This is a genomic window from Leucobacter komagatae (genome assembly GCF_006716085.1).
Lineage (GTDB): Bacteria > Actinomycetota > Actinomycetes > Actinomycetales > Microbacteriaceae > Leucobacter > Leucobacter komagatae.
On sequence record NZ_VFON01000001.1, the window covers coordinates 2545935 to 2566981 of the forward strand.

General features: G+C 68.9%; 17 protein-coding genes, 1 tRNA gene and 1 pseudogene. 12 read left to right on the top strand and 7 right to left on the bottom strand.

Going from position 1 to position 21047, the window contains the following annotated elements; genetic code table 11:
• Positions 1–15 precede the first annotated feature (15 nt).
• A pseudogene (locus tag FB468_RS17700) lies at positions 16–168 on the top strand (transposase-like zinc-binding domain-containing protein); the annotation flags it as partial.
• A 30-nt stretch (positions 169–198) separates the two neighbouring features.
• Positions 199–927, top strand: coding sequence for a transposase (locus tag FB468_RS11615; protein WP_170219710.1), 729 nt, complete (start codon positions 199–201; stop codon positions 925–927).
• Between the two features lie 350 nt (positions 928–1277).
• Here the strand turns inward: FB468_RS11615 and FB468_RS11620 are convergent.
• Positions 1278–1351, bottom strand: a tRNA-Arg gene (locus FB468_RS11620).
• Between the two features lie 49 nt (positions 1352–1400).
• Positions 1401–3008 carry a fatty acyl-CoA synthetase gene (locus FB468_RS11625; protein WP_141887488.1) on the bottom strand — a complete coding sequence of 536 codons (1608 nt, stop codon included), beginning with the start codon at positions 3006–3008 and terminating at the stop codon, positions 1401–1403.
• Positions 3009–3145: 137 nt separating this feature from the next.
• Here FB468_RS11625 and FB468_RS11630 point away from each other — a divergent pair, with 137 nt between their 5' ends.
• The 3 genes from FB468_RS11630 to FB468_RS11640 all read left to right on the top strand — a co-directional run bounded on the left by FB468_RS11630 (position 3146) and on the right by FB468_RS11640 (position 8597).
• Positions 3146–3691: an adenine phosphoribosyltransferase gene (locus tag FB468_RS11630; protein WP_141888288.1), complete on the top strand. Its 546-nt coding sequence runs from the start codon at positions 3146–3148 to the stop codon at positions 3689–3691.
• Between the two features lie 21 nt (positions 3692–3712).
• Positions 3713–6775 (top strand): DUF2207 domain-containing protein, encoded by a 3063-nt coding sequence (locus FB468_RS11635; RefSeq protein ID WP_141887489.1) that lies wholly within the window; start codon positions 3713–3715, stop codon positions 6773–6775.
• A 79-nt stretch (positions 6776–6854) separates the two neighbouring features.
• Positions 6855–8597, top strand: coding sequence for an AMP-binding protein (locus tag FB468_RS11640; protein ID WP_211359127.1), 1743 nt, complete (start codon positions 6855–6857; stop codon positions 8595–8597).
• On the opposite strand, the gene FB468_RS11645 is transcribed toward FB468_RS11640, so the two are convergent.
• Entirely contained in the window at positions 8594–9619 is a 1026-nt protein-coding gene (locus FB468_RS11645) for an o-succinylbenzoate synthase (protein ID WP_141887491.1), read from the bottom strand. The genes FB468_RS11640 and FB468_RS11645 overlap by 4 nt on opposite strands.
• Positions 9620–9798: 179 nt before the next feature.
• Here FB468_RS11645 and FB468_RS11650 point away from each other — a divergent pair, with 179 nt between their 5' ends.
• The 4 genes from FB468_RS11650 (at position 9799) to FB468_RS11665 (ending at position 13790) form a co-directional block, all read left to right on the top strand.
• Entirely contained in the window at positions 9799–10557 is a 759-nt protein-coding gene (locus FB468_RS11650; RefSeq protein WP_141887492.1) for a VIT1/CCC1 transporter family protein, read from the top strand.
• 43 nt (positions 10558–10600) lie between these two features.
• Positions 10601–11515 carry a 1,4-dihydroxy-2-naphthoyl-CoA synthase gene (locus tag FB468_RS11655; RefSeq protein ID WP_141887493.1) on the top strand — a complete coding sequence of 305 codons (915 nt, stop codon included), beginning with the start codon at positions 10601–10603 and terminating at the stop codon, positions 11513–11515.
• Positions 11516–11595: 80 nt separating this feature from the next.
• Complete coding sequence (locus tag FB468_RS11660) at positions 11596–12840, top strand: AMP-binding protein (protein WP_246055858.1); 1245 nt, start codon at positions 11596–11598, stop codon at positions 12838–12840.
• Positions 12837–13790 carry a 1,4-dihydroxy-2-naphthoate polyprenyltransferase gene (locus FB468_RS11665; RefSeq protein ID WP_141887494.1) on the top strand — a complete coding sequence of 318 codons (954 nt, stop codon included), beginning with the start codon at positions 12837–12839 and terminating at the stop codon, positions 13788–13790. Before FB468_RS11660 ends, FB468_RS11665 begins: the two co-directional genes overlap by 4 nt.
• On the opposite strand, the gene FB468_RS11670 is transcribed toward FB468_RS11665, so the two are convergent.
• Positions 13754–15100 (bottom strand): acyltransferase family protein, encoded by a 1347-nt coding sequence (locus FB468_RS11670; RefSeq protein WP_141887495.1) that lies wholly within the window; start codon positions 15098–15100, stop codon positions 13754–13756. The genes FB468_RS11665 and FB468_RS11670 overlap by 37 nt on opposite strands.
• 563 nt (positions 15101–15663) lie before the next feature.
• Here FB468_RS11670 and FB468_RS11675 point away from each other — a divergent pair.
• Genes FB468_RS11675 through FB468_RS11685 form a run of 3 tightly spaced genes read left to right on the top strand, consistent with a single transcriptional unit; the run spans position 15664 to position 19913 of the window.
• Positions 15664–17538: an ABC transporter ATP-binding protein gene (locus FB468_RS11675; RefSeq protein WP_141887496.1), complete on the top strand. Its 1875-nt coding sequence runs from the start codon at positions 15664–15666 to the stop codon at positions 17536–17538.
• Positions 17535–19361 carry an ABC transporter ATP-binding protein gene (locus tag FB468_RS11680; protein WP_141887497.1) on the top strand — a complete coding sequence of 609 codons (1827 nt, stop codon included), beginning with the start codon at positions 17535–17537 and terminating at the stop codon, positions 19359–19361. The genes FB468_RS11675 and FB468_RS11680 overlap by 4 nt, the downstream gene beginning before the upstream one ends.
• Before the next feature lie 9 nt (positions 19362–19370).
• On the top strand, positions 19371–19913 hold the full coding sequence (locus tag FB468_RS11685) for an HPP family protein (RefSeq protein ID WP_141887498.1): 543 nt from the start codon (positions 19371–19373) through the stop codon (positions 19911–19913).
• Positions 19914–20029: 116 nt separating this feature from the next.
• On the opposite strand, the gene FB468_RS11690 is transcribed toward FB468_RS11685, so the two are convergent.
• The 3 genes from FB468_RS11690 to FB468_RS17145 form a co-directional block, all read right to left on the bottom strand.
• On the bottom strand, positions 20030–20209 hold the full coding sequence (locus FB468_RS11690; protein WP_141887499.1) for a hypothetical protein: 180 nt from the start codon (positions 20207–20209) through the stop codon (positions 20030–20032).
• 85 nt (positions 20210–20294) lie between these two features.
• A complete protein-coding gene (locus FB468_RS11695) occupies positions 20295–20687 on the bottom strand; it encodes a hypothetical protein (RefSeq protein ID WP_141887500.1) in 393 nt (130 codons plus the stop codon).
• Between the two features lie 116 nt (positions 20688–20803).
• Positions 20804–20971: a hypothetical protein gene (locus FB468_RS17145; RefSeq protein ID WP_170219711.1), complete on the bottom strand. Its 168-nt coding sequence runs from the start codon at positions 20969–20971 to the stop codon at positions 20804–20806.
• Positions 20972–21047 lie beyond the last annotated feature (76 nt).

Below are 21047 nucleotides of genomic sequence, written 5' to 3' on the forward strand. Positions count from 1 at the left end.
TCTTGATCTAGCCGCATGATCACGCGCTACAACAGGGAGTGTTATGCCTCGCCACCCTTAAGAGTGGCAAATTCTCTGAACACGACCCGCTGCGTGCTATGCAGCACCAAGCTCGTCAAGAACGGGAAAACCGCAACCGGAACCCAACGCTGGAAATGCCAAACCTGTGGCGCTTCAAGCTCGCGTAAACGCCCCGACGTGACCCGCCAAAAAGAACCCGACAGGTTCCTCGCCTGCCTCCAGGGCAAACGCTCACAAGCCGAGATAAACGGCACCCACGCTGGCCGCTCGTTCCGCCGCGAGACCGCGTGGTGCTGGGACCTCATCCCTCGCATTCCGGGCACGGGTGTCGTCCACGATGTCGTCCAGATCGATGGCTTCAACCTCCGAACCGGGTGGTGTGTCCTCGTAGCCGCTGCTCGCGGTCAAGTGATCGGGTATCAGTGGTGCTCCCGCGAGTCAGAAGCCGCGTGGAGTGCGCTGCTCACACGCCTCCCAGCTCCTCAGGCCGTGGTGTGTGACGGCGGCCCTGGCATGCACGCAGCGCTCCGCGCGCACTGGGACAGCGCCAATGTGCAGCGCTGCCTGGTGCATCTTCAACGCAACGTCCGCAAATACGTCACCACGCGCTCGAAAACGGCCGCAGGGAAGGCGCTGTGGGGGCTCGCTTTGAGACTGACTCGGGTGCGTGATCGCGTGGACGCCGACGCGTGGGGCGGGCTGCTCCTGGCCTGGGAAGAAGCGTATCTACGCCTCACGAAAGAACGCACCTACCGTAAGCACGCAACCGAGGTGCCGTCATGGGCAAAGCCCGGACAAACGTGGTGGTACACGCATCAAGGCCTGCAGGTGCCATCAACGACGAACGAGATCGAGGGGGTCATCTATTCCCCAAGCGGCTGTTGTTGCTCCACCATCGCGGGATGACTGAAGCGCATCAAACGCGTGCGATCGAGTGGTGGTTGTATCTACGTTCCGAGGCCCCGGACGTGGGAAGAGTCCTTCGTGACTACCAGCTCGAGTCGAAGACGGTCCTACGTCCACGGTTCACGGACCCTGATCCGGGGCCGGTGTCGTATGACGTTGGTCTTGACGCGGGTGAAGGGCTTTGGATCCGCAGCGGTTGGCAGGGAGGGCGTGAGACACGCCCAACACTATCCACACGTTTTGGCCGATAGCCCACTTTTGTCCTATAGGCCGGCTGCCGATCGAGTCAGTTTCACCTGCGTACAACAAAACCCCCGCCGCTTCCGCGACGGGGGTTTCGGGTGATGCTGTGCGCCCCAAGGGATTCGAACCCCTGACCTTCTGATCCGTAGTCAGATGCTCTATCCAGCTGAGCTAGGGGCGCAGTGTTGATCTCTCAACTTGGAATACGTTACACGAACTTTCCGAGTAATTCAAAACGAGACCGGCGCAGGCTCCCCAAATCGTTGTCTCAGCTCACGTTTCAGGATTTTGCCGCTCGGGTTTTTCGGGAGCGTCGCGACGACGTGTACCACGGTCGGTACCTTGAACGCGGCGAGGCGCTCGCGCGTGTGCGCCCGCAGCTCCTCTTCCGTCGCGGTCGCGCCCGCGGTGAGTACGACGGCGGCGGTGACGGTCTCGACCCACTTCGGGTGCGGCGTCGCGAACACCGCGCACTCGGCGATCGCCGCGTGCTCGTAGAGGGCCTCCTCGACCTCGCGACTCGCGACGTTTTCGCCGCCCGTGTTGATCATGTCTTTGCTGCGGTCGACGATGCGCAGTCGGCCATCCACGTCAAAGACTCCGAGGTCGCCAGAGTGGAACCAGCCGCCGCGGAACGCCTCAGCGGTCTGCTCGGGGGCGTTCCAGTAGCCGAGGGTGAGCTGGGGGCTGCGGTGCACGATCTCGCCGACCTCGCCGACGGGCACCGGCTCGCCGCTCTCGTCGACGACGCGGGTCTCGACGTGCAGCACCGGGCGGCCAGCTGAGCCCGCGTGGCTCAGCTGCTCGTGTGGCGGGAGGATCGTTGCGACCGGTGCGAGTTCGGTCTGGCCGTAGAAGTTCCACAGCTTGAGGTTCGGCAGCCGCTTCTGCAGCTCAAGGAGCACCTCGACGGGCATCGCCGCGGCGCCGTAATAGCCCTTCTTGAGGCTCGACAGGTCGGCGCCGTCGAAGTCGGGGGAGCGCAGCAGTGAGATCCACACCGTCGGCGGCGCGAAGAACTTCGTGACGCGGTGCTCCGCGATCTTGCGCAGCACGGTCGCGGGGTCAGGGGCGGGCAGCAGGATGCTCGTCGCGCCGAGCATGATGTCGGGGCCGAGGAAGCAGTCGAGCTGCGCGCAGTGGTAGAGCGGCAGCGCGTGGAGCTCGACATCGTCGCCGTCCATGCCGCCCTCGACGACGGAGCTCAGGTACTCAGACCCGAGCGACCGGCTCGAGTGGACCGCACCCTTGGGTCGCGATTCGGTGCCGCTCGTGAACATGATGCGCAGTGGGTCGTCCGGGCCGAGCACGGGGGCCGGCTCGGTGTCGTGGGACGTCGCGAGCACCTCACCGAACGGGATCCAGCCGGGCAGCGGCGCGGTCGCCGCGTCGTCGATGACCTCCAAGAGCGTACCGACGCGCACGCCCGACTCCGCGATTGCGCGCTCGGCCGTCGGCACGAGCGCCGTCTGAGCGACGAGCACCGTCGGCGCCGCGACATCGAGGAGCGGCCCGATCTCACCGGCCGTGAGCACGAAATTCAGCGGGACGAGGATCGCGCCAGCCCTCGCAGCCCCGTACGCCGTGACGGCGAACTGCCAGCAGTTTCGGCTGAGCAGCGCTATCCGGTCGCCCGGCTTCACACCGCACTCCGAGAGCGCGTTCGCGAAGCGGTTCGCAAGCCTGTCGAACTCCGCGAACGTCAGCGTCGTGTCGCCGTCGATGAGCGCGGCCTTATTGGGCCGCCTCGCCGCGGTTCGGCGAAGGTGCTCCCCAATGGTGTCGGCGCGCGCCGCGGAGACGGTGGCCGAGAGGCTCTCGTTGAACAGCAATGTCATACCTCACTTCGTCGTAAAGCAGTTGTCCCGTTCGCCCGGGTGCTGGCAACGATAGCAACGCGGGCTGGGGGCCACCACCCTCCTCGGGAGGTACGATGAAGTACGTGCCTACGAACAGTAATAGTGATGAGCTTGCGATGCCGCATTTCCCCGAGCCGAGCGCCGAGCTCGCGCGAGCCGAGCAGCTCATCCTCGGGATCCCGGACTACCCGGCTCCCGGCATCATCTTCCGCGACATCATGCCGCTGCTCGCCGATGGCCCGGCGCTCAAGGCGACCGTCGACGCGCTGATCGCGCCGTTCCTCGGCACGTTCGACGTCATCGCTGGCCTCGAGGCCCGCGGCTTCCTCCTCGCGAGCGCCGCCGCGTACGCGACGGGCACGGGCCTGCTGCCCATTCGCAAGGCGGGCAAGCTGCCCCGCCCGGCTGCCTCCGTCGGGTACGAGCTCGAATACGGTGTCGCCGAGGTCGAGGCTCACAGCGACCTGCCGAAGGGCACCCGCGTCTTGCTCATCGACGACGTCCTTGCAACGGGCGGAACGCTCGAGGCCGCACGCGAGCTCCTCGAGCTGCTCGGGTACACCGTCGCCGGCACCGCGGTGCTGTTCGAGATCGACGGCCTCGGGGGCCGCGCGGCCGTGGCCGACCCGAACCTGCACACCGTCTTCACGAGCGACGCGTAACCCAGGAAGCCGCCGCAGCGCGTGGACCGGAAAGCGAAGAAGCGAAACGTCGCCGCGGAGGTCTTTGACCTCGACGGCACCGACCCGGCCGTGCTGCGCTCGGGCAGGATCCCTGACCCGCAGCCGGAGCACACCCCGCTGTTTCGGTGGCTGGCGCGCGTGCTCGGAGTGCTTGAGGAGTTTCTGCGCGCCCGGGGCGGGAAGCCCCTGCGTAACGCTATCCGCGTCTTCTGGGGCCTCCTCGCGGTCGCCGGGATCGTGTTGCTCGTCGGCCCCGTCATCAACAAGCCGATGGATTTCGACGAGGTACTCGCGTCGGCGAAGGTTGAAGACGTCGACTGGATCGCGCGCGACGCCACGATCGACTACGAGGTCCAGCGAAGGCCAGACGGCACGTTTGCGACCGTTGTGAACGAGCGCTTCATGGCAAACTTCGTCAACGGCCCCGAGCAGCGTGTGCTGCGCACGCTGGTCACCGAGGTCGACGGGAAAGACACCGACTTCAAGCTGCTTGCCGCGACCGTCGACGGCGCGCCGGCCCAGGCAGCTGTCAAGCGGCACCCGACGACGACTGACATCACGCTCCGCACGCCAGCGGGCGAGGCGTTCGAGGGCGAACGCGAGATCACGCTGAGCTACGAACTGCACCACCTGACGCGTTCGCAACCCGACAAGGCGACCGGGAACACCGTCGAGGCCTGGGACTGGCCGCTGTTTGCGCCGAGCTGGCCGCAGGCGACGAAGGGGCTCGCGGTGTCTGTCACGCTCCCCGAAGAGCTTGGCGAGGCGCTTGTGCGTCAGCCGCACGCGTCGGTGGGGTGGCTGCTCGTTCAGGGGAACGTGTGGCTCACGCCCGACGAGGCCACGGCGGGCAGGGTCACGTACTCGTTCGACAACGATGACTCGCTGCCGCCGAACTCAGATGTCTGGGTGGAGTTCACATTCGCCGACGGCACCTTCGCTGAGCCGCCGAAAACCGCGCTGTTCTGGGTGCAGACGTGGGGGCCGCTGCTGCCACTCACGGTACTCACGGTGCTCATGCTGTTCGCGCTCGCCGCCCGCTGGGTGGTCTGGGCTGATGCCGCGGGGGATCCCTGGTTCATTGCGCGCGACTTGCCCCCGGAGGGGCTCACTCCGCTGCTCGCCGCGGACATGCTCGGCAGGCCGCGGCACGCCGAGCTCGTCAGCGCGCTCGCCGCGGCGCCCGAGCGCGCGACGCCTGACTCGAGCGAGCGCTGGCTGCGATCCATCGCTCGCGCCGGCCGGCGCGCGGGCAGGGTTGGAAATCTCCCCACGGTTCTCCGCTGGCGCTCCCGCTGGGCTGCCGCAGGTGAAGCCGTCACCGCGAAGCTCCGCTGGGTGCCAGACAGCTATCTGCGCGACACCTTTCTGCTCGCCCCCGTCGCGGTCACGCTCGTGCAGTGGGGACTGCTGCGGCAGCTCTCGCACCAGACGATCCTCTCGGTGGTGTGGTGGCCAGTCGCCTTTGTGCTCGGCTCGACGGCGATCGCGGGCATCGCGCTCTGGGCGGTTGCGCGCCCGCGGCCCCTCACGAGAGCGGGGGCGCTCGCGAAGCAGCAGCTGCGCGGCATCGACGTGTTCGCGCGTGGCACCCGGCTGCTCGAGCGCGGCCCGGTCACGGACCCGCTCTTGCCGTATGCCGTGCTGTTCGAAGCGCCGCGCCGCGCGGGGAACGTTGTCACGGAGCACGCGGCTCGCGAGACCGGCGACCGCCGCGTTCAATACGGCTGGCGCGGCGAGCACTTCCTCTCGGTACCCGCGCTGCTCGCAACGCTCCTCGCGGGAGTGATCGCCGCTGGCTCGATCGCCCTCGTGAGCACGCAACCTCCGCCATACGGAGAGGTCGAGTATCTGACCTGGCCGTCGTCAGACGCGACAGGGTCGATCTGGAGCCAGACCGAGGGCTTCGATATCGAGGCCGAGCTCACGCGCGACGACCAGGGCGGGGCCCGGCTCGACGTGACCGAGCGCCTCACCGTCGGGTTCGAACCGGGCGGCGCGTCCGTGCCGCAGTTCGAGCGCGAGTGGCCGCGCGAACGCTTGGGGCAGGATCTCGGCCTTTCTGTCGAGGAGGTGCTCGTTGACGGCGCGTCCGTCCCGTTCACGCAGACGGCGGGCAGCCTCACCTCGAAGGTCACGACGCGGCTCGGTGAGGTGCTGAGCGGAGACCTGCCGGTCGAGGTGCGGTACTCGCTCGCGAGCCCCGCGACCGAGGTGCGTGACGGCGGCGACGCCGCGCAGCAGGTGCGGTGGACTGCGATGCACTGGTTCTGGGATGACACGTTCTACTCGAACCAGGCGAACCCCTACGACGGTTCCGAGCCCGTTCGGCCGATCCGCGTCCAACTCACTGTCGCCCCCGATCTCGCCGGCGAGCTGCGCTCGGGCGGCTGGATCGGTCACGGCGACGCCGAGCGCGTGCCCGGCGAGAGCGGGCAGGGGTTCCAGCCGTGGGCCGCCGAGCGCGACATGTACGACGAGTCGGGCCGGATCCAGCTCATCGTCGGGTCAGAGCGAGTCGAGGCCGACGGGTCCCTCGTCGCGCTGCTCGATGCCGACGCTGTCGAGTCCCGCCGCGCGCCCCTACCCGGCGACGCCGACGAGCACGACATCGGCCCACACGCCGTGAACCCCACGCTCAACGCGGCCCTCGGGCAGCACGAGCTCGGGCTTACGGGTGACCTGGGAGCCGTGCTCAACTTCCCCGCCGGTACGTTCTCGAACGTCGAAGAGGGCTCGGCCCAGCGCTATGGCGTCGAGCGCGGCGCACCCCTCGCGCTGCTCGTCGGCATGCTTGCGGCGGTGTTCGCGGCGGCTGTCGGTGTGTTCGTATACGCGATGCGAGGCGGCCGCAGCATCGGGCCATCTGTCGCCCTCGTCTCGTTCGTCGCGGTGACGCTTGGGGGCGTCGCGCAGTCGGTGGTGTTCTGGTGGGTCACCGGCCCGATGCCGGGCGACTCCGCCGCCCCGCCCGCGCTTGTCGTGGGCTCGATCGTGATGTGGGCGGCGATCGTGGCGCAGTGGGTTGCGGTCGCGCGAGCCGGATCGAGCGCCACCGAGTAAGCGCGTCACCTGCGTCACGATTGACTATCGTTCGTCACTCTCTGAGGAAATCGCGCGCCGATTGCGTACCCTTGAGAGGGTGAACGACGCATTTTTCGCCGCAAGAGACCAGCTCCTCGAACTGCAGGGAGACCCTGCGCGGGCCCGCGCAGAATTTCGGTGGCCCGAGGTCGGTGACGAGTTCAACTGGGCGCACGACGTGTTCGACAGCATCGCCGTCGACAACGATACGACGGCGCTGTGGATCGCGGAGGAAGACGGCACGGAGGTCAAGCGCAGCTTCCGCGAACTGAAGCAGCGCTCAGACCAGGTCGCGAACTGGCTGCGCGGGCTCGGCGCGAAGCGCGGCGACATCGCGATGCTGATGCTCGGCAACCACGTCGAGCTGTGGGAGCTCATGCTCGCGGCGATGAAGCTCGGCGTCGTCATCCTGCCCACCTCGGTAGTGCTCGGTTCGCAGGAGCTCGTGGACCGCGTGGCGCGCGGCAAGGTGAGCTGGGTGTTTGCTGGCCCCGAGGACGCGGTGAAGTTCGCGGGTATCCCCGGCGGCTTCCGCGGTGTGGGGGTGCGCCTCGACACCGGCACGATGGACCAGCGGGCGGCGCTCTATGATTGGGCGCGGTTCGAGGAGTCGCGCTCCGCATCGCTCGCGCCGATCGTGAAGCAGACGAAGAGCGGCGACCCCGCCCTCCTCTACTTCACGTCTGGCACCACGAAGCTGCCGAAGATCGCGGTGCACTCGCATACGAGCTACCCCCTCGGGCACTTCACGACGATGGCGTGGCTCGGCGTTCGCCCCGGCGACACCCACTCGGTCATCAGCGCGCCGGGCTGGGCGAAGCACGCCTGGTCGAGTTTCTTCGGCCCGTGGAACGCGGGCGCGACGGTGTACGTCGCGAACTACGCGAAGTTCAAGGCCGAGCGCATCATCGCCGAGCTCGACCGCGTCGGCGTCACGAGCTTCTGCGCGCCGCCGACGGTGTGGCGCATGCTCATTCAGAGCGACTTGGGCGCGAAGCCGTCGGCGCTGCGCGAGGTCGTATCAGCGGGCGAACCGCTCAACCCCGAGGTGATCTCGCGCATCGAGGAGAGCTGGGGTCTCGTGCTGCGCGACGGTTACGGCCAGACCGAGACGACCGCGACGATCGCGAACATGCCCGGCGAAGACATCGTGCCGGGCGCAATGGGCAGGCCGCTTCCCGGCGTCGACATCGTGCTCGTCGACCCGATGACCGGCGAAGAGGGTGACGAGGGCGAGGTCTGCCTGCGGCTCGGCCCGGAAGACGGCGGAGAGGGTGTTGCGCGCCCCGTGAACCTCATGAACGAGTACTTCGGCAACCCCGAGGCGACCGCTGAGGCGCTGGCGGGCGGTTTTTACCACACGTGCGACGTCGCGACCCGCGACGAGAACGGCTCGCTCACGTTCGTGGGTCGCACCGATGACATCTTCAAGTCGAGCGACTTCAAGGTCTCGCCGTTTGAGGTTGAGAGCGCCATGCTCGAGCACGACCTCGTCGGCGAGGCGGCGGTGGTCGGCGCGCCCGATGAAACCCGGCTGAACGTCACGAAGGCGTACGTCGCGCTCACCCCTGGGGCCGAGGCCACCGAGGAGACGGCGAAAGAGATCCTGCTGCACGCTCGCCGGGCGCTGCCCGCCTACATGCGGGTGCGCCGGGTCGAGTTCTTTGACCTGCCGAAGACGACGTCGGGCAAGATTCGACGCGTTGAGCTCAGGCAGCGTGAGGAGGCCGCGCACGCTGCGGGCGAGCGCATTGAGTCTGAGTGGCGCGAAGAGGACTTCCCCGGCCTGAAGGACGCCTAGCCAGCCTCGGTGAGCGCCGCGTGGCAGCGGGAGACCCTCTCCTGCCACCAGCGCTCGCGGTCGGGTGTCGGGCGGTAGCGCTCGAGGGCGCCCGCATCGAGCGCGGGGCGCCGCACGCGTAGGGCACCGCCCTCGGGGAGTAGGCGATCCGCCACGACGTCGCCATCAAGCAGCGCGACGGTGCCGAGTCCGCACGCCCCCGCGAGCGCCCCGTCGGGGAGCGCGGCCGCGAGGTGGAGCCCCATCGAGATGCCGACCGAGGTGTCGAGCGCGCTCGACACGATGACGGGCAGCTGCGCCTCCTCGATGATCGCGAGCGCCGGTGCGATGCCGCCGAGCGGCTGCGCCTTCACGACGATGAGGTCCGCGGCCCCGGCGCGCGCGACCGCGAGGGGATCCTCCGCTTTCCGCACGCTCTCGTCCGCGGCGATGCGCATCGGGATCCCTGCGCGGGCGAGCCGCGCGCGCAGGTCAGCGAGCTCAGGCACCGTCGCGCACGGCTGCTCGGCGTAGTCGAGGTCGAACTCGGCGAGCGCGGTGAGTGCGCTGAAGGCCTCGTCGACCGACCAGCCACCGTTCGCGTCGACCCTGACGCGTGCATCGGCGCCCATGGCCGCGCGAACGGAGCGCACGCGGGCCACATCATCGGCGAGCGATTGGCCACGCTCGGCCACCTTCACCTTCGCGGTGCGGCAACCGGGAAAGCGCGCGAGCACGTCGGCGACGCTGCCCGCGGACACAGCCGGCACCGTCGCGTTCACGTCGACCGTGTCGCGCCTCGCTGCGGGCGTCTCGCCCCAGCCAAACTCGATCGCGGCCGCGAGCCAGCGCGAGCTCTCGCCAAAGGCGTACTCCGTGAACGGCGAGAACTCCGCAGGCCCGTGAGGCGCGTCAAAGATGACGGCCTCGCGAACGCTGATGCCGCGAAACCGCGTGCGGGTCGGAATCGAGACGACGCGGGCGGCGCCCATGAGCTCGTCGAGCGGCGGAAGTGGGGCCCCGTGCAGCGAATCGATTGCCATGCCTCGATTGTCTCACCCGCGCTCACGCGGGCCCCTCGAAGGGCCAATCGTCGGACGAAGGTAAGCCTAAGAAACCCGCGCTGACCTGGGGAAAGGCTAGCCTTCCCTTGCTTGCGGGGCGCCTGAAAGGGGAGCACACTGGGGTGCAGAACAACCCGAATAACGGGGGAGGGAAACTCATGACACTCGAAGCAACTCGCCACGACGACATCGACACCGCTGCGCCCGCGGGGCCCTCGGACGGCGAGCCACGCTCGGCCCGCATCGGGCAGAAGCTCAACTGGTTGCGCGCAGGCGTGCTCGGCGCAAATGACGGCATCGTCTCGGTCGCGGGCGTTGTCATCGGCGTCGCGGCGGCAACGCCGGGGAACACGATGGCGGTCGCGACGGCGGGCGTCGCCGCGCTCGTTGCGGGCGCGTTCTCCATGGCAGGCGGCGAGTACGTTTCAGTGAGTACCCAGCGCGACACCGAGAAGGCGCTCATCGATCAGAAGCGCCGCTCGCTCGCCGAGCGTCCGGCCGAGGAGCTCCGCGGTCTCGCTGGCTTCTACCGTCGCCGCGGCGTCTCGGCCGCACTCGCGACCGAGGTTGCGCGCGAGCTCAGCGCGCACGATGCGCTCGCCGCACACGCCGAGGTCGAGCTCGGCATCGACCCCGAGGAATACACGAGCCCCTGGGCCGCGGCAATCTCCTCGTTCATCGCGTTCACGATCGGCGGCGTGCTGCCGCTGCTCATGATCCTGCTGCCGCTCGGCGAGGGCCGGATCCCGGCGGCCGGCGCAGCCGTGCTCATCGGGCTCGTGCTGACCGGGTGGATCTCGGCGGCCCTCGGGGAGGCGCCGCGTGCCCGCGCGATCATGCGCAACGTGCTCATGGGCGGGGCGACGATGATCGCGACCTACCTCATCGGCCTCATCTTCGGGGTCGCCGTCGGCTAGGCGCCGCAGCACGGAAGTGCCCCCAGCCGAATAGGCTGGGGGCATGACCACACAGGTTTCTGACATCTTCGACCCGAGCGTCTGGGAAGTTGCCCCCGGCGCTGAGGGCTACACCGACATCACCGCGCATCTCAGCCTCGACGGGCGCATCGCCCGCATCGCGTTCGACAGGCCGGAGGTGCGCAACGCCTTCCGCCCGCACACGGTCGACGAGCTGTTCGACGCTCTCGACCGGGTGCGCGTCAACCCGAAGGTCGGCGTCGTGCTCCTCACCGGCAACGGGCCGAGCCCGAAAGACGGGGGCTGGGCGTTCTGCTCGGGCGGCGACCAGCGCATCCGCGGCCGCGACGGCTACAAGTACTCGGACTCCGAGACCGCGGTCGGCCCCGAGGCGCTCGCCCGCGCCGGCCGCCTGCACATCCTCGAGGTGCAGCGCCTCATCCGCTTCATGCCGAAGGTCGTCATCGCGCTCGTCCCCGGGTGGGCGGCCGGCGGCGGGCACTCGCTCAACGTCGTTTGCGACCTCACGATCGCGAGCCGCGAGCACGCGAAGTTCAAGCAGACCGACGCCGATGTCGGCTCGTTCGACGCCGGGTACGGTAGCGCCTACTTCGCGAAGCAGGTCGGCCAGAAGAACGCCCGCGAGATCTTCTTCCTCGCGCGCGAATACGACGCCGAGCGCGCCCGCGAGATCGGGGCGGTGAACGAGGTTGTGCCGCACGCCGAGCTCGAGACGACGGGCATCGAGTGGGCCCGCACAATCCTCGGGAAGTCGCCAACCGCGATTCGCATGCTCAAGTACGCGATGAACGCCGTCGACGACGGGATCGTCGGCCAGCAGCTCTTCGCGGGCGAGACGACCCGCCTCGCGTACGGCACCGACGAGGCCGTCGAGGGGCGCGATTCGTTCCTTGAGAAGCGCGATCCTGATTGGTCGCCGTTCCCGTACCACTTCTAGCCGCTTCGCCGGCCCGCGGGGCGGGCGCCCGGCGTATTCCGCCGCGCCCGCCTCTCACCGAAGCGCGGTACCCTAGATGGGTGACCGCCCCCCTCGTTCTTCGCGCGATTCCCGTTGAGGATCGGGCCTGGCTCATCGCCGCGCTCGATGACGCACTCGCTGGCGGTGCTCCGATCTTGCCGCTCGCGCCGGGGCAGGACCCGGGGGACCCCGCGGTTCAAGCGACGCGCGCGCTCCCGCTCCCGGACGGCACCGCCGTCGTGATCCGCACCTCGGGGTCGAGCGGCGTGCCGAAGGCAGTTGCGCTGTCGCGTGCGGCGCTCGCCGAAAGCGCGGAGGCGACCCACGAGGCGCTTGGCGGGCCCGGGCAGTGGCTCGTCGCGCTCCCGACGCAGCTCATCTCGGGCCTGCAGATGCTCGTGCGCAGTTCGGTCGCTGGGACCGAGCCCGTGTTCGCACCCGAGGGCGCCGACGCCCGCCAGCTCTTGGAGGCCGCCGAGCAGCTCGACCACGAGCGGCGGTACGTTTCGCTCGTGCCAGTGCAGCTCGCCCGCCTGCTCGACCTCGCCGAGGCAGACGCCGACGCGGCCGAGGCGCTGCAGCGGTTCGATGCCGTGCTCGTCGGTGGCCAGGCGGTGTCGCTCGACCTGCGCCGCCGCGCCCACGCCCTTGGCGTCAGCCTCCGCCGTTCCTACGGCATGACCGAAACGGCGGGCGGCTGCGTGTACGACGGCGTCGAGATTGGTGACACGCTCGTGCGCATCCGCGGCGGCGAGGTGCAGCTTGCGGGGCCGACGCTCGCGCTCGGATACCTCGGCGATGACGCGCAAACGAAGGATCGCTTCGTGACCGAACCAAATCGCGAGGGCGAGCCCGTGCGCTGGTACCGCACCGGCGACGCGGGCGAGCTGCTCGGCGGAATGCTCACCGTCACCGGCAGGCTTGACCGCGTGATTGTCTCGGGCGGCGTCAACGTCTCGCTCGACGAGATCGAGCGGGTCGCGCGCGAGTACCCGGGGTGGGCGAGCGCCGTTGCCGTCGCCACCGAACACCCCGAGTGGGGCGCGCGGCCGAGCCTCGTCGTCGAGGTCGACCCAGCCGCCGTGCCGTTCGACGAGGTGCGCGACGGAATCAGGGCTCAGCTCGGGGCCGCCGCGACACCCGAGTGGGCGAACGAGACCGAGCGCATGCCGAGACTTCCGGGCGGCAAGCCCGATGTCCCCGCGATCGAGGCCTGGTTGCTGTCGCTGCGAGAGAGCTTTGCGCAGTTGCGCGATGGTCGGGGAGAGGCGCCCCGCGGGGCCGACGAAGGGGAAACTCAGTGAGCACGAAGAACCCGAAGCGTTCAGGGAACCCGGCGCTGCGCGCCGTCGCCGACGAGCTCATCGCGGCCGGCGAGACATCGCATGTCACCTGGCGCGACTGGGTCTCGGGCGCCCGCCTGCGCACCCTGCCGCTCGCCGTCGCACCCGTCGCTGTCGGCGCCGGCATCGCCCACATGCTGCAGGCGTTCTCGCTGACGCTCAGTCTGCTCGCGCTCGCCGTCGCGCTGCTCCTGCAGGTCGGTGTGAACTACGCGAACGACTACTCCGACGGCATTCGCGGCACCGACGCGTTCCGGGTTGGCCCCGCGCGGCTCACCGGCTCGGGCCGGGTGAATCCGAAACGGGTGCTCACTCTCGCGCTCGTGTTCTTCGGGCTCGCTGCCCTCGCCGGGCTTGCAGCCGTCGTCATTAGCGGCCGGTGGTGGTTCCTCGCCGTCGGCGTTGTCGCGATCATTGCGGCCTGGTTCTACACGGGCGGCAAGCGCCCCTACGGTTACGCGGGCCTCGGTGAGCTCGTCGTGTTCGTGTTCTTCGGTATCGTCGCGACCGTCGGCACCGTGTGGCTGCAGACCGACATCTCGAACCAGGAGATGTGGGTGGGCGGCGCTGGCGTCGGCTTCTTCGCCGTCGCCGTGCTCGTCGTGAACAACCTCCGCGACATCCCGACCGACCGCGCCGCGGGCAAGCGCACGCTGGCCGTGCGCATCGGTGAGCGCTGGACCCGCGTGCTCTACGTCGTCTGCATGCTGCTGCCGTTCGGGGTGCCGCTACTCTACGGCTGGGCCTACTCGGGAATGCTGCTCGTCTGGTTCGTACTCGCCGCCGTCATCCCCGCAATCATCATCACCCTCACCGCTCGCACTGCCCGCGAGCTCATCATCGTGCTGCAGCTCACGAGCTTCGGGGCGCTCGCCTACGGCCTTCTGCTCGGCGCGGCCTTCGCCTTCTGACGCGGTTCGAGGCAGAGCCCGATCGCCGCGGCGATGAGGGCGCTCCCCGCGAGCCAGGCGAGCGGAGCCCCCGTCGCGGCGAGAATCACGAGCACCCCGCCTGCCCCTCCGGTGGCCGCGAGCGAGGTGCGGGCCGGGCTGGGCGCCGCGGCGAGACGCAGCCGAGGGAGCACCCTGGCTTCGAGCCGGGCCGCGACCGCCACGGTGACGCCGACGACGAGGGCGACGGCGGCGAGCCAGGCGGGGCGTGAGAGCCACCACTCGCCCGTGAGGGGTAGCGGGAGGCCCTGCCCGGCACCGGCGGCCTGTGAAGCGAGAAGCAGCGCACCCGCGAGCAGCACGGTGGCCGGCATGTGCCACGAATAGATCGTCATTGAGCGCGCGTTGATCGCCTTCGTCGCCTGCTGCACGCTGGGCAGCGCCGCGATGCGGTCGAGTTTGGGTCGGAGCGCGACGAAGATCGCGGCGTGCACGACCCCGAGCAGCGCGAGCGCCGCGGTCGGCGGGTTCAGTGCGGCGAACAGGTTAGCGGGCGAGAAGCCGAGCGCGACCCAGGCGACGCCGCCCGCGGCTGCGGCGACGGCAGCTCGCGGCCCGACCACGACGCCGTCGGCGAGGAAGAACCCGAGCTGCTGCACGAACAGCCAGACGAACACGAGATTCGCGAAGCCGACGGCCTCAATGCCCGTGGAAGCGCGGGCGACGTCGATAATCACGATTGCGGCGCCCAGCAGCGCGAGCGCGAGCCGCGGTGCGCGCTCGTGGAGCTTCAGCATCGCCGGGACGAGCGCCGAGCACAGCACGTAGACCCCCAGAAACCAGAGGGGCTGGCTGATGCGCCACCCGGCCGTCGCGACGGTCTCGGGGTCGACGCCCGAGACGGTGAGCGCGGCGAGCGTGAGGGTCGTTGCGGCCGCGGCGAGCAGGGGCACTGGCAGCAGTCTGCCGAGGCGCGCGGCAACGTAGCCCGCAGGGGTGACCCCGCGGGAGCGGAGCCCTCGGCAGTGCGTAGCCGATGCGAAGCCGCCGGCGATGAAGAACAGGGGCATCATCTGCGCGAACCACGAAAAGACCGTGAAACCACCCCACGACTCAAGCGCGTTCTCGAGCACGGCTTCCCCGCCCTGCACGCTCACGCCGACCATGAGGGCGTGCACCGCCACGACGGCGATCAGGCACGCTGCCCTCACCAGGTCGACAGCGGCGTCGCGCGTGGGGGTCGAGCCTGAGCTTCTGGGGCCCGGGCCCGGGCCTGGGCCTGGGCCTGGGGACGGGGCGGCCGGGGCCGGGGGAATGCTGATGAGCGACATGGGAGTCCTTTCGGGAAGAACCCCAGCGTCCCGCCGCGGTGTGGGGTGCCGCGTCACCTGCGGGAGCGAATCGGTGCCCCTACCTGGGGACTAGGGGGAAACCCTGGGCTCTGGCCACGGCCCACCCCGGCCCGGCCCACCCTCGCGCGAAAGAGCCCCTTCCCTGCAGCACGCCCCCTCATCAACCGTTGGCAAGGGGGTGTCCTGCAGGGAAGGGGCCAGTTGGAGGGGCTGGGCCAGTTGGAGGGGGTGTGCCGCAGGGAAAGGGCGCGTTGGCGGGGCTGTGGCAGCGGGCGGAAGGAAGGGCGCGAGCCCGCCGATCGAGGGCCGCGCACGGCGTGGCGCAAATTAATGCTTGCGGCGCCCCGAGAAGTGTGGATAGGGTGACTTCTTGGAATCCCTACGACCCGGAAAGGAGAAGACCATGTTTGAAATCATCACGTTCACGCCGTCTCTCCGTCCGGGCAACCCGCTGACCGGACACTAGACCTCGGCCGCTTACGGCCCGCTCTCACTCCTCAGCATTTCGCGCCCCTCGCGCACCTCTCTCGTTTTTAGGGACCATGTCTTCTTCATCTGCTTCACCATCTCTGTCTCTGCCCAAGGCGCTCGCCCGGCTGATCCCCTTCGCCAAGCCCGCGAAGTGGTGGATCCTCGCGGGTATCCTCGCGGCACTCGCCGGGTCGGTCGCGAGTCTCGCGATCCCGATCGTGCTGCAGGAGGTCGTTGACGGCCCGCTGCTCACCGGCGACCGCGCCGCGATTCTCTGGGGAGTCGTCGCCGTGCTCGCGCTCGGCGTCGCCGAGGCCCTGTTCATCTTCTTGCGCCGCCGGTTCGTGCTGCGCCCGATGACCGAGGTCGAATTCACGATTCGCCAGACCTTCTACGAGCGGCTCCAGCGCCTGCCCGTCGCGTTCCATGACCGCTGGCAGTCGGGCCAGCTGCTCAGCCGCATGATGCAGGACATCGGCCTGATCAGGCGCTGGCTCACCTTCGGCATGATCATGCTTCTCGTGAATGTGCTCACAATGCTCATCGGCATCGCGCTGCTGTTCCGGTGGCACTGGGTGCTCGGCACCGTTTTCTTCATCTGCTCGCTGCCGATCTGGATCGTCGGCTACAGCTTCGAGCAGAAGTACGGCGCGCTCTCGCGCAAGAGCCAGGATCAGTCTGGCGACCTCGCGACGGCCGTCGAAGAGAGCGTGCACGGCATTCGCGTACTCAAGGCGTTCGGGCGAGGTGGGCACTCGCTCGCCCAGTTCCGTGAGCAGGCCGAGTCGCTGCGCGGCACCGAGCTGCGCAAGGCCCGCGAGGTCGGGCTCATCTGGTTCTGGTACGACCTCGTGCCGTTCCTCGCGCTCGGCGCGTGCCTCTTCACGGGCATCGTGCTCGCGAGCCTCGGCCAGCTCACCGTCGGCGAGCTCTTTGGCTTCTTTGCGCTCGCCGCCGCGGTGCGGTGGCCGATGAACTCACTCGGGTTCCTGTTCTCCTTCCTCATCGACGCCCGTACCGCGACCGACCGCGTCTTCGAGGTGTTCGACGCCGAGATCACGATCACTGACCTCGAGCACCCCCGCACCATCGAGAACCCGCGCGGTGAACTCGCGTTCCGCGGCGTGCACTTCCGGTTCCCTGACGCCCGCGAGAGCGAGCGAGACCTCGTTGACGGCCTCGACCTCGTGCTGCGGCCCGGCGAAACGATGGCGCTTGTGGGCGCGACGGGCTCAGGCAAGACCACGCTGACGGCGCTGCCGACCAGGCTCTACGACGTCACGGCGGGAGCCGTCGAACTTGACGGCGTCGACGTCCGTGACCTCAGGCTCGAGGAGCTGCGCCAGCGTATCGGGATCGCGTTTGAGGATCCGATCCTCTTCTCGGCAAGCGTGCGCGAGAACGTGCTGCTCGGCCGCGAGGACCTCGACCCGCAGAGCGCGGAGGCGGATCGCGTGCTGCGCGAAGCCCTCGACGTCGCGCAGGCAGGCTTCGCGTATGACCTGCCCGACGGCCTCGACACCGAGGTTGGCGAGGAGGGCATGAGCCTGTCTGGCGGGCAGCGGCAGCGGCTCGCACTCGCCCGCGTCGTCGCGGCCGGGCCCGATGTGCTCGTGCTCGATGACCCGCTGTCGGCGCTCGACGTCGACACCGAGGCGCTCGTGGAGGCGGCGCTGCGTCGCGTGCTCGCGAGCACCACCGCGCTCATCGTCGCCCACCGGCCCTCGACGGTGTCGATGGCCGACAGGGTCGCGGTGATGCAGCACGGCCGCGTGATCGCGGTCGGAACGCACAGCGAGCTGCTGCGCTCAAGCGACCACTACCGGCACCTCATCACCTCGCTTGAAGCGGGCGTTGAACCGCCGCCGAGCACGACTGACCCGACTGACCCGACCGACACGACTTATCCGACCGACACCACCGGCACCGAGGAGGTGGCACGATGAGCCCCGAAAGCGTACGCGGTACGCGCGGTGAAGACCGCACAAGCTACACCCGCGAGGAGAGCCGGGCTATCCGGCAGCGCTCGCTGCGCCTGCTCGGCTCTCTGCTTGGGCCCTTCCGTCGCCTCATCATTCTGACGGCGACGGTCGTGATCGCGTCGGCCGTGTTCCGCGCGATCGGCCCGTCGCTCATCGCGTTCGGGATCGACGAGGCGCTGCCCCGCGCCGTCCAGGACGGTGACTGGGGCCCAGCCATCGGCATCTCGCTCGCCTACCTTGTGATCGGTGGCGGGGGCGCTGCGCTCGTCGGTTGGTACGTCGTGCTCATCGCGAAACTCACGCAGGCCGTGATGATCGAGCTGCGCACGCGCATCTTCAGGCATACGCAGCGGCTGAGCCTCGAGTTCCACGAGGGCTACACGTCGGGCCGCATCATTTCGCGCCAGACGAGCGACCTCGAGTCGATCCAAGAGCTGCTCGACGGCAGTCTCTCGGAGCTCATCGACGCCGTGCTGCTCGGCTCGTTCACGCTCATCGCGCTGTTCCTGCTCGACTGGCGATCGGGTGTGCTGCTCGTGTGCATGGGGCTGCCGCTCGGCCTGCTCATGTGGTGGTTCGTCATCGAGTCGCAGAAGGGCTTCCGCGCGACCCGCACGGTGAGCGCGAGGCTCATCGTGCAGTTCGTCGAGACGATGACGGGTATCCGCGCGGTGCAGGCGTTCCGCCGCGAGAAGCGTAACGACAAGGCGTTCGCGAAGGTGTCTGACGACTACCGGCGCGCGAACCTCCGCGTGGTGAACCTCTTCGGCGTGCTTGACCCCGGGCTCGTGCTGCTCGGCAACATCACGATCGCCGTCGTGCTTGCCTGGGGCGCGTTCCGCGTGACCGGCAATGCGCTCGCTGTCGGTGTGCTCCTTGCTGCGGTGCTGCACGTGCGCAACTTCTTCGGCCCGCTTGAGGACGTCGCGATGTTCTTGAACTCGTACCAGTCGGCCGTCGCCGCGCTCGAGAAGGTGTCGGGCGTGCTTGAAGAGGAGCCGACCGTGAAGGACCCCGAGTCGCCGGTGGCGCTTGCGAAGGCTACTGGCGAGCTGAAGTTCGACGGCGTGAGCTTCCGCTACGGCGGGGCCGACGACCCGCGGGTCGTGCTCGCCGACTGCAACCTCGAGATCCCGGCCGGGCAGACGATCGCGCTCGTCGGCACGACGGGCGCCGGGAAGTCGACGCTTGCGAAGCTCGTCGCCAGGTTCTACGACCCGACCGAGGGCCGGCTCACGCTCGACGGGATCGACCTCCGTGAGCTCGACCCCGCCGACATGAGGCGCGCGATCGTCATGGTCACACAAGAGGCCTACCTCTTCAGCGGCACGATCGCGGAGAACATCGCGCTCGGCAAGCCCTCCGCTTCGCGCGAGGAGATTCGCGCGGCGGCGGTCGCGGTGGGGGCGGACGAGTTCATTCGCAGCCTCCCCGACGGCTATGACACTGACGTGAACAAGCGCGGCGGCCGCGTCTCGGCGGGGCAGCGGCAGCTTGTCTCGTTCGCGCGAGCCTTCCTCGCAGACCCCGCGGTGCTCATCCTCGACGAGGCGACAGCCTCACTCGACCTGCCGAGCGAGCGGCTCGTGCAAGACGCGCTGCAGCGCCTCCTCGCCGACCGCACCGCGATCATCATCGCGCACAGGTTGTCGACGGTCGCGATCGCCGACCGCGTGCTTGTCATGGAGCACGGGCGCGTTGTCGAGGACGGCACTCCGGCCGAGCTCATCGCGTCCGGTGGCCGCTTCGCCGGGCTCCATGCGGCCTGGGAAGACTCGCTCGCGTAAGGTAGAACCGTGCAAAAACGGTGGGGCGGAGCGTTGCGTGCGCTCGTAACGAGCACGCAGCCCCGCCTCCCGTGGCGCCGGATCGCGCTCGCCTCCCTCGGCACGGCGGTCGCGGTCGCGATCCTCGGGGCGCTCGGCACCTCGATGGATCTCACGCTGCTGTTTCTCGGCTTCGCGCCGAGCTGCCTGCTCGTGTTCGCGCTGCCCGAGGCCCCCGTCTCGCAACCCATCGCGGTCGTTGGTGGGCACATGGTGTCCGCTGCCGTTGGGCTCGGGGTCGGGGCTATCCCGCACTCGGGCTGGTGGAACGGTGAGCTCGCGTCGGCGCTTGCCGGGGCGCTCGCGGCGGGCCTCTCGGTCGTCGCGATGCTTCTGCTCAGGGTGCTGCACCCGCCGGCGGTGGCAAACGCGGTCGTCGTGTGCGTGACGGGCGCGGGCTGGGGCTATCTGTTCGCCCCCGTGCTGCTGAGCTCGCTCGCGATCGTCGCGGTGGCGCTTGCCTGGCACCGCTTCACGGGCGGCACCTACCCGCACCGCTCTGCGATTCGCTGACCAGCGCTGGGGTGCTGAGCGCGCGGGGCGTGCGGGGCGTCGGTACCGCGTGCGATGTGGGCCCGGGTGCGATGTGCGCTCGGGCGCGGCGGTGGGCCCGCGTGCGGCGGTGCGGCCTACAGATACGGGTGAACCGTGGGGCGCTCGGCCTCGGTGTCGCGGATGAGCTGCGGGTCTGTCATGCCCTTACGAGGATCGACGTCGGGGTCGTCAGGTTCGGTCGCGCCGTCGAGCACGGGCTCGTCGATCGTCTCCGGTGCGGCCTCGTCGGCGTCGTGAGCGTGCTTTGCATTCATCTGTGCCCTCCTGGGTTGTGCCTTGGTTTCCCACGGTAGGACGCCAAGCTGGGGCCGGCACAGTACTGGCTGAGCGCGCGGTGAGCTAGTCTCGGCTGGAGTTCCAGAAGATACGCGAGCCGTCGGCCTGAACCGCCTGCCACACATCGCCGCACTTCTCTGTCTCTTGAATGCCGACGTCCATGAGCAGTAGCAGGCTCGCGTACGAGCCGGGCCCGTCGGCGCTCGGTACGCAGTCGGCCTTGATCGGGCTGCCCTTCCACGAGGCCGCGACCTGATCGCCCTGCTGGATCACGCGGACGCCCTCTGCGTCTTTGGGGAATCCCTTGGGGAACGTGCCTTCGGCGACAAGCTTCTCGACCTCGGCGGTTGACGGGCTGAAGTCCTTGGGTGCCGGGGGCTCTCCGGCCCCTGCGCAACCCGCTAGGAGTGAGGCCGCGAAGAGTGCTGCAGCGCTGGCGATCAGTCGGTTCTTCATGCGGGGACCTCCAAGGCCGTCGGGTTTTCAACGCTAGCGGACGGGACCTATGAGTTTCAAAGGAGTGTGCTGGGATGTTGCCGGGTGCGGCGTGCGTGGGTGTGGCTACGCAAGATCTACCCCTGGTAGCGCTCTCTCCGCGGGGCTGCCTGCTCGTCAGAGTGCTTGCGGAGTGCAGAGAGGACGGCGCCACGAATGATCAGCCACAGAATCAAGAGGCCGAGAAGGAAGAATCCCAAATAGATCGCCCAGATTGCAAAGATTTGGATGTCCGGCTGTGTCATAGGAAAACCATATCGAAGGCTGGAGAGGCCGCGGCACAAACACGAAGGCCCCACTCCTCGGAGCGGGGCCTTCGTG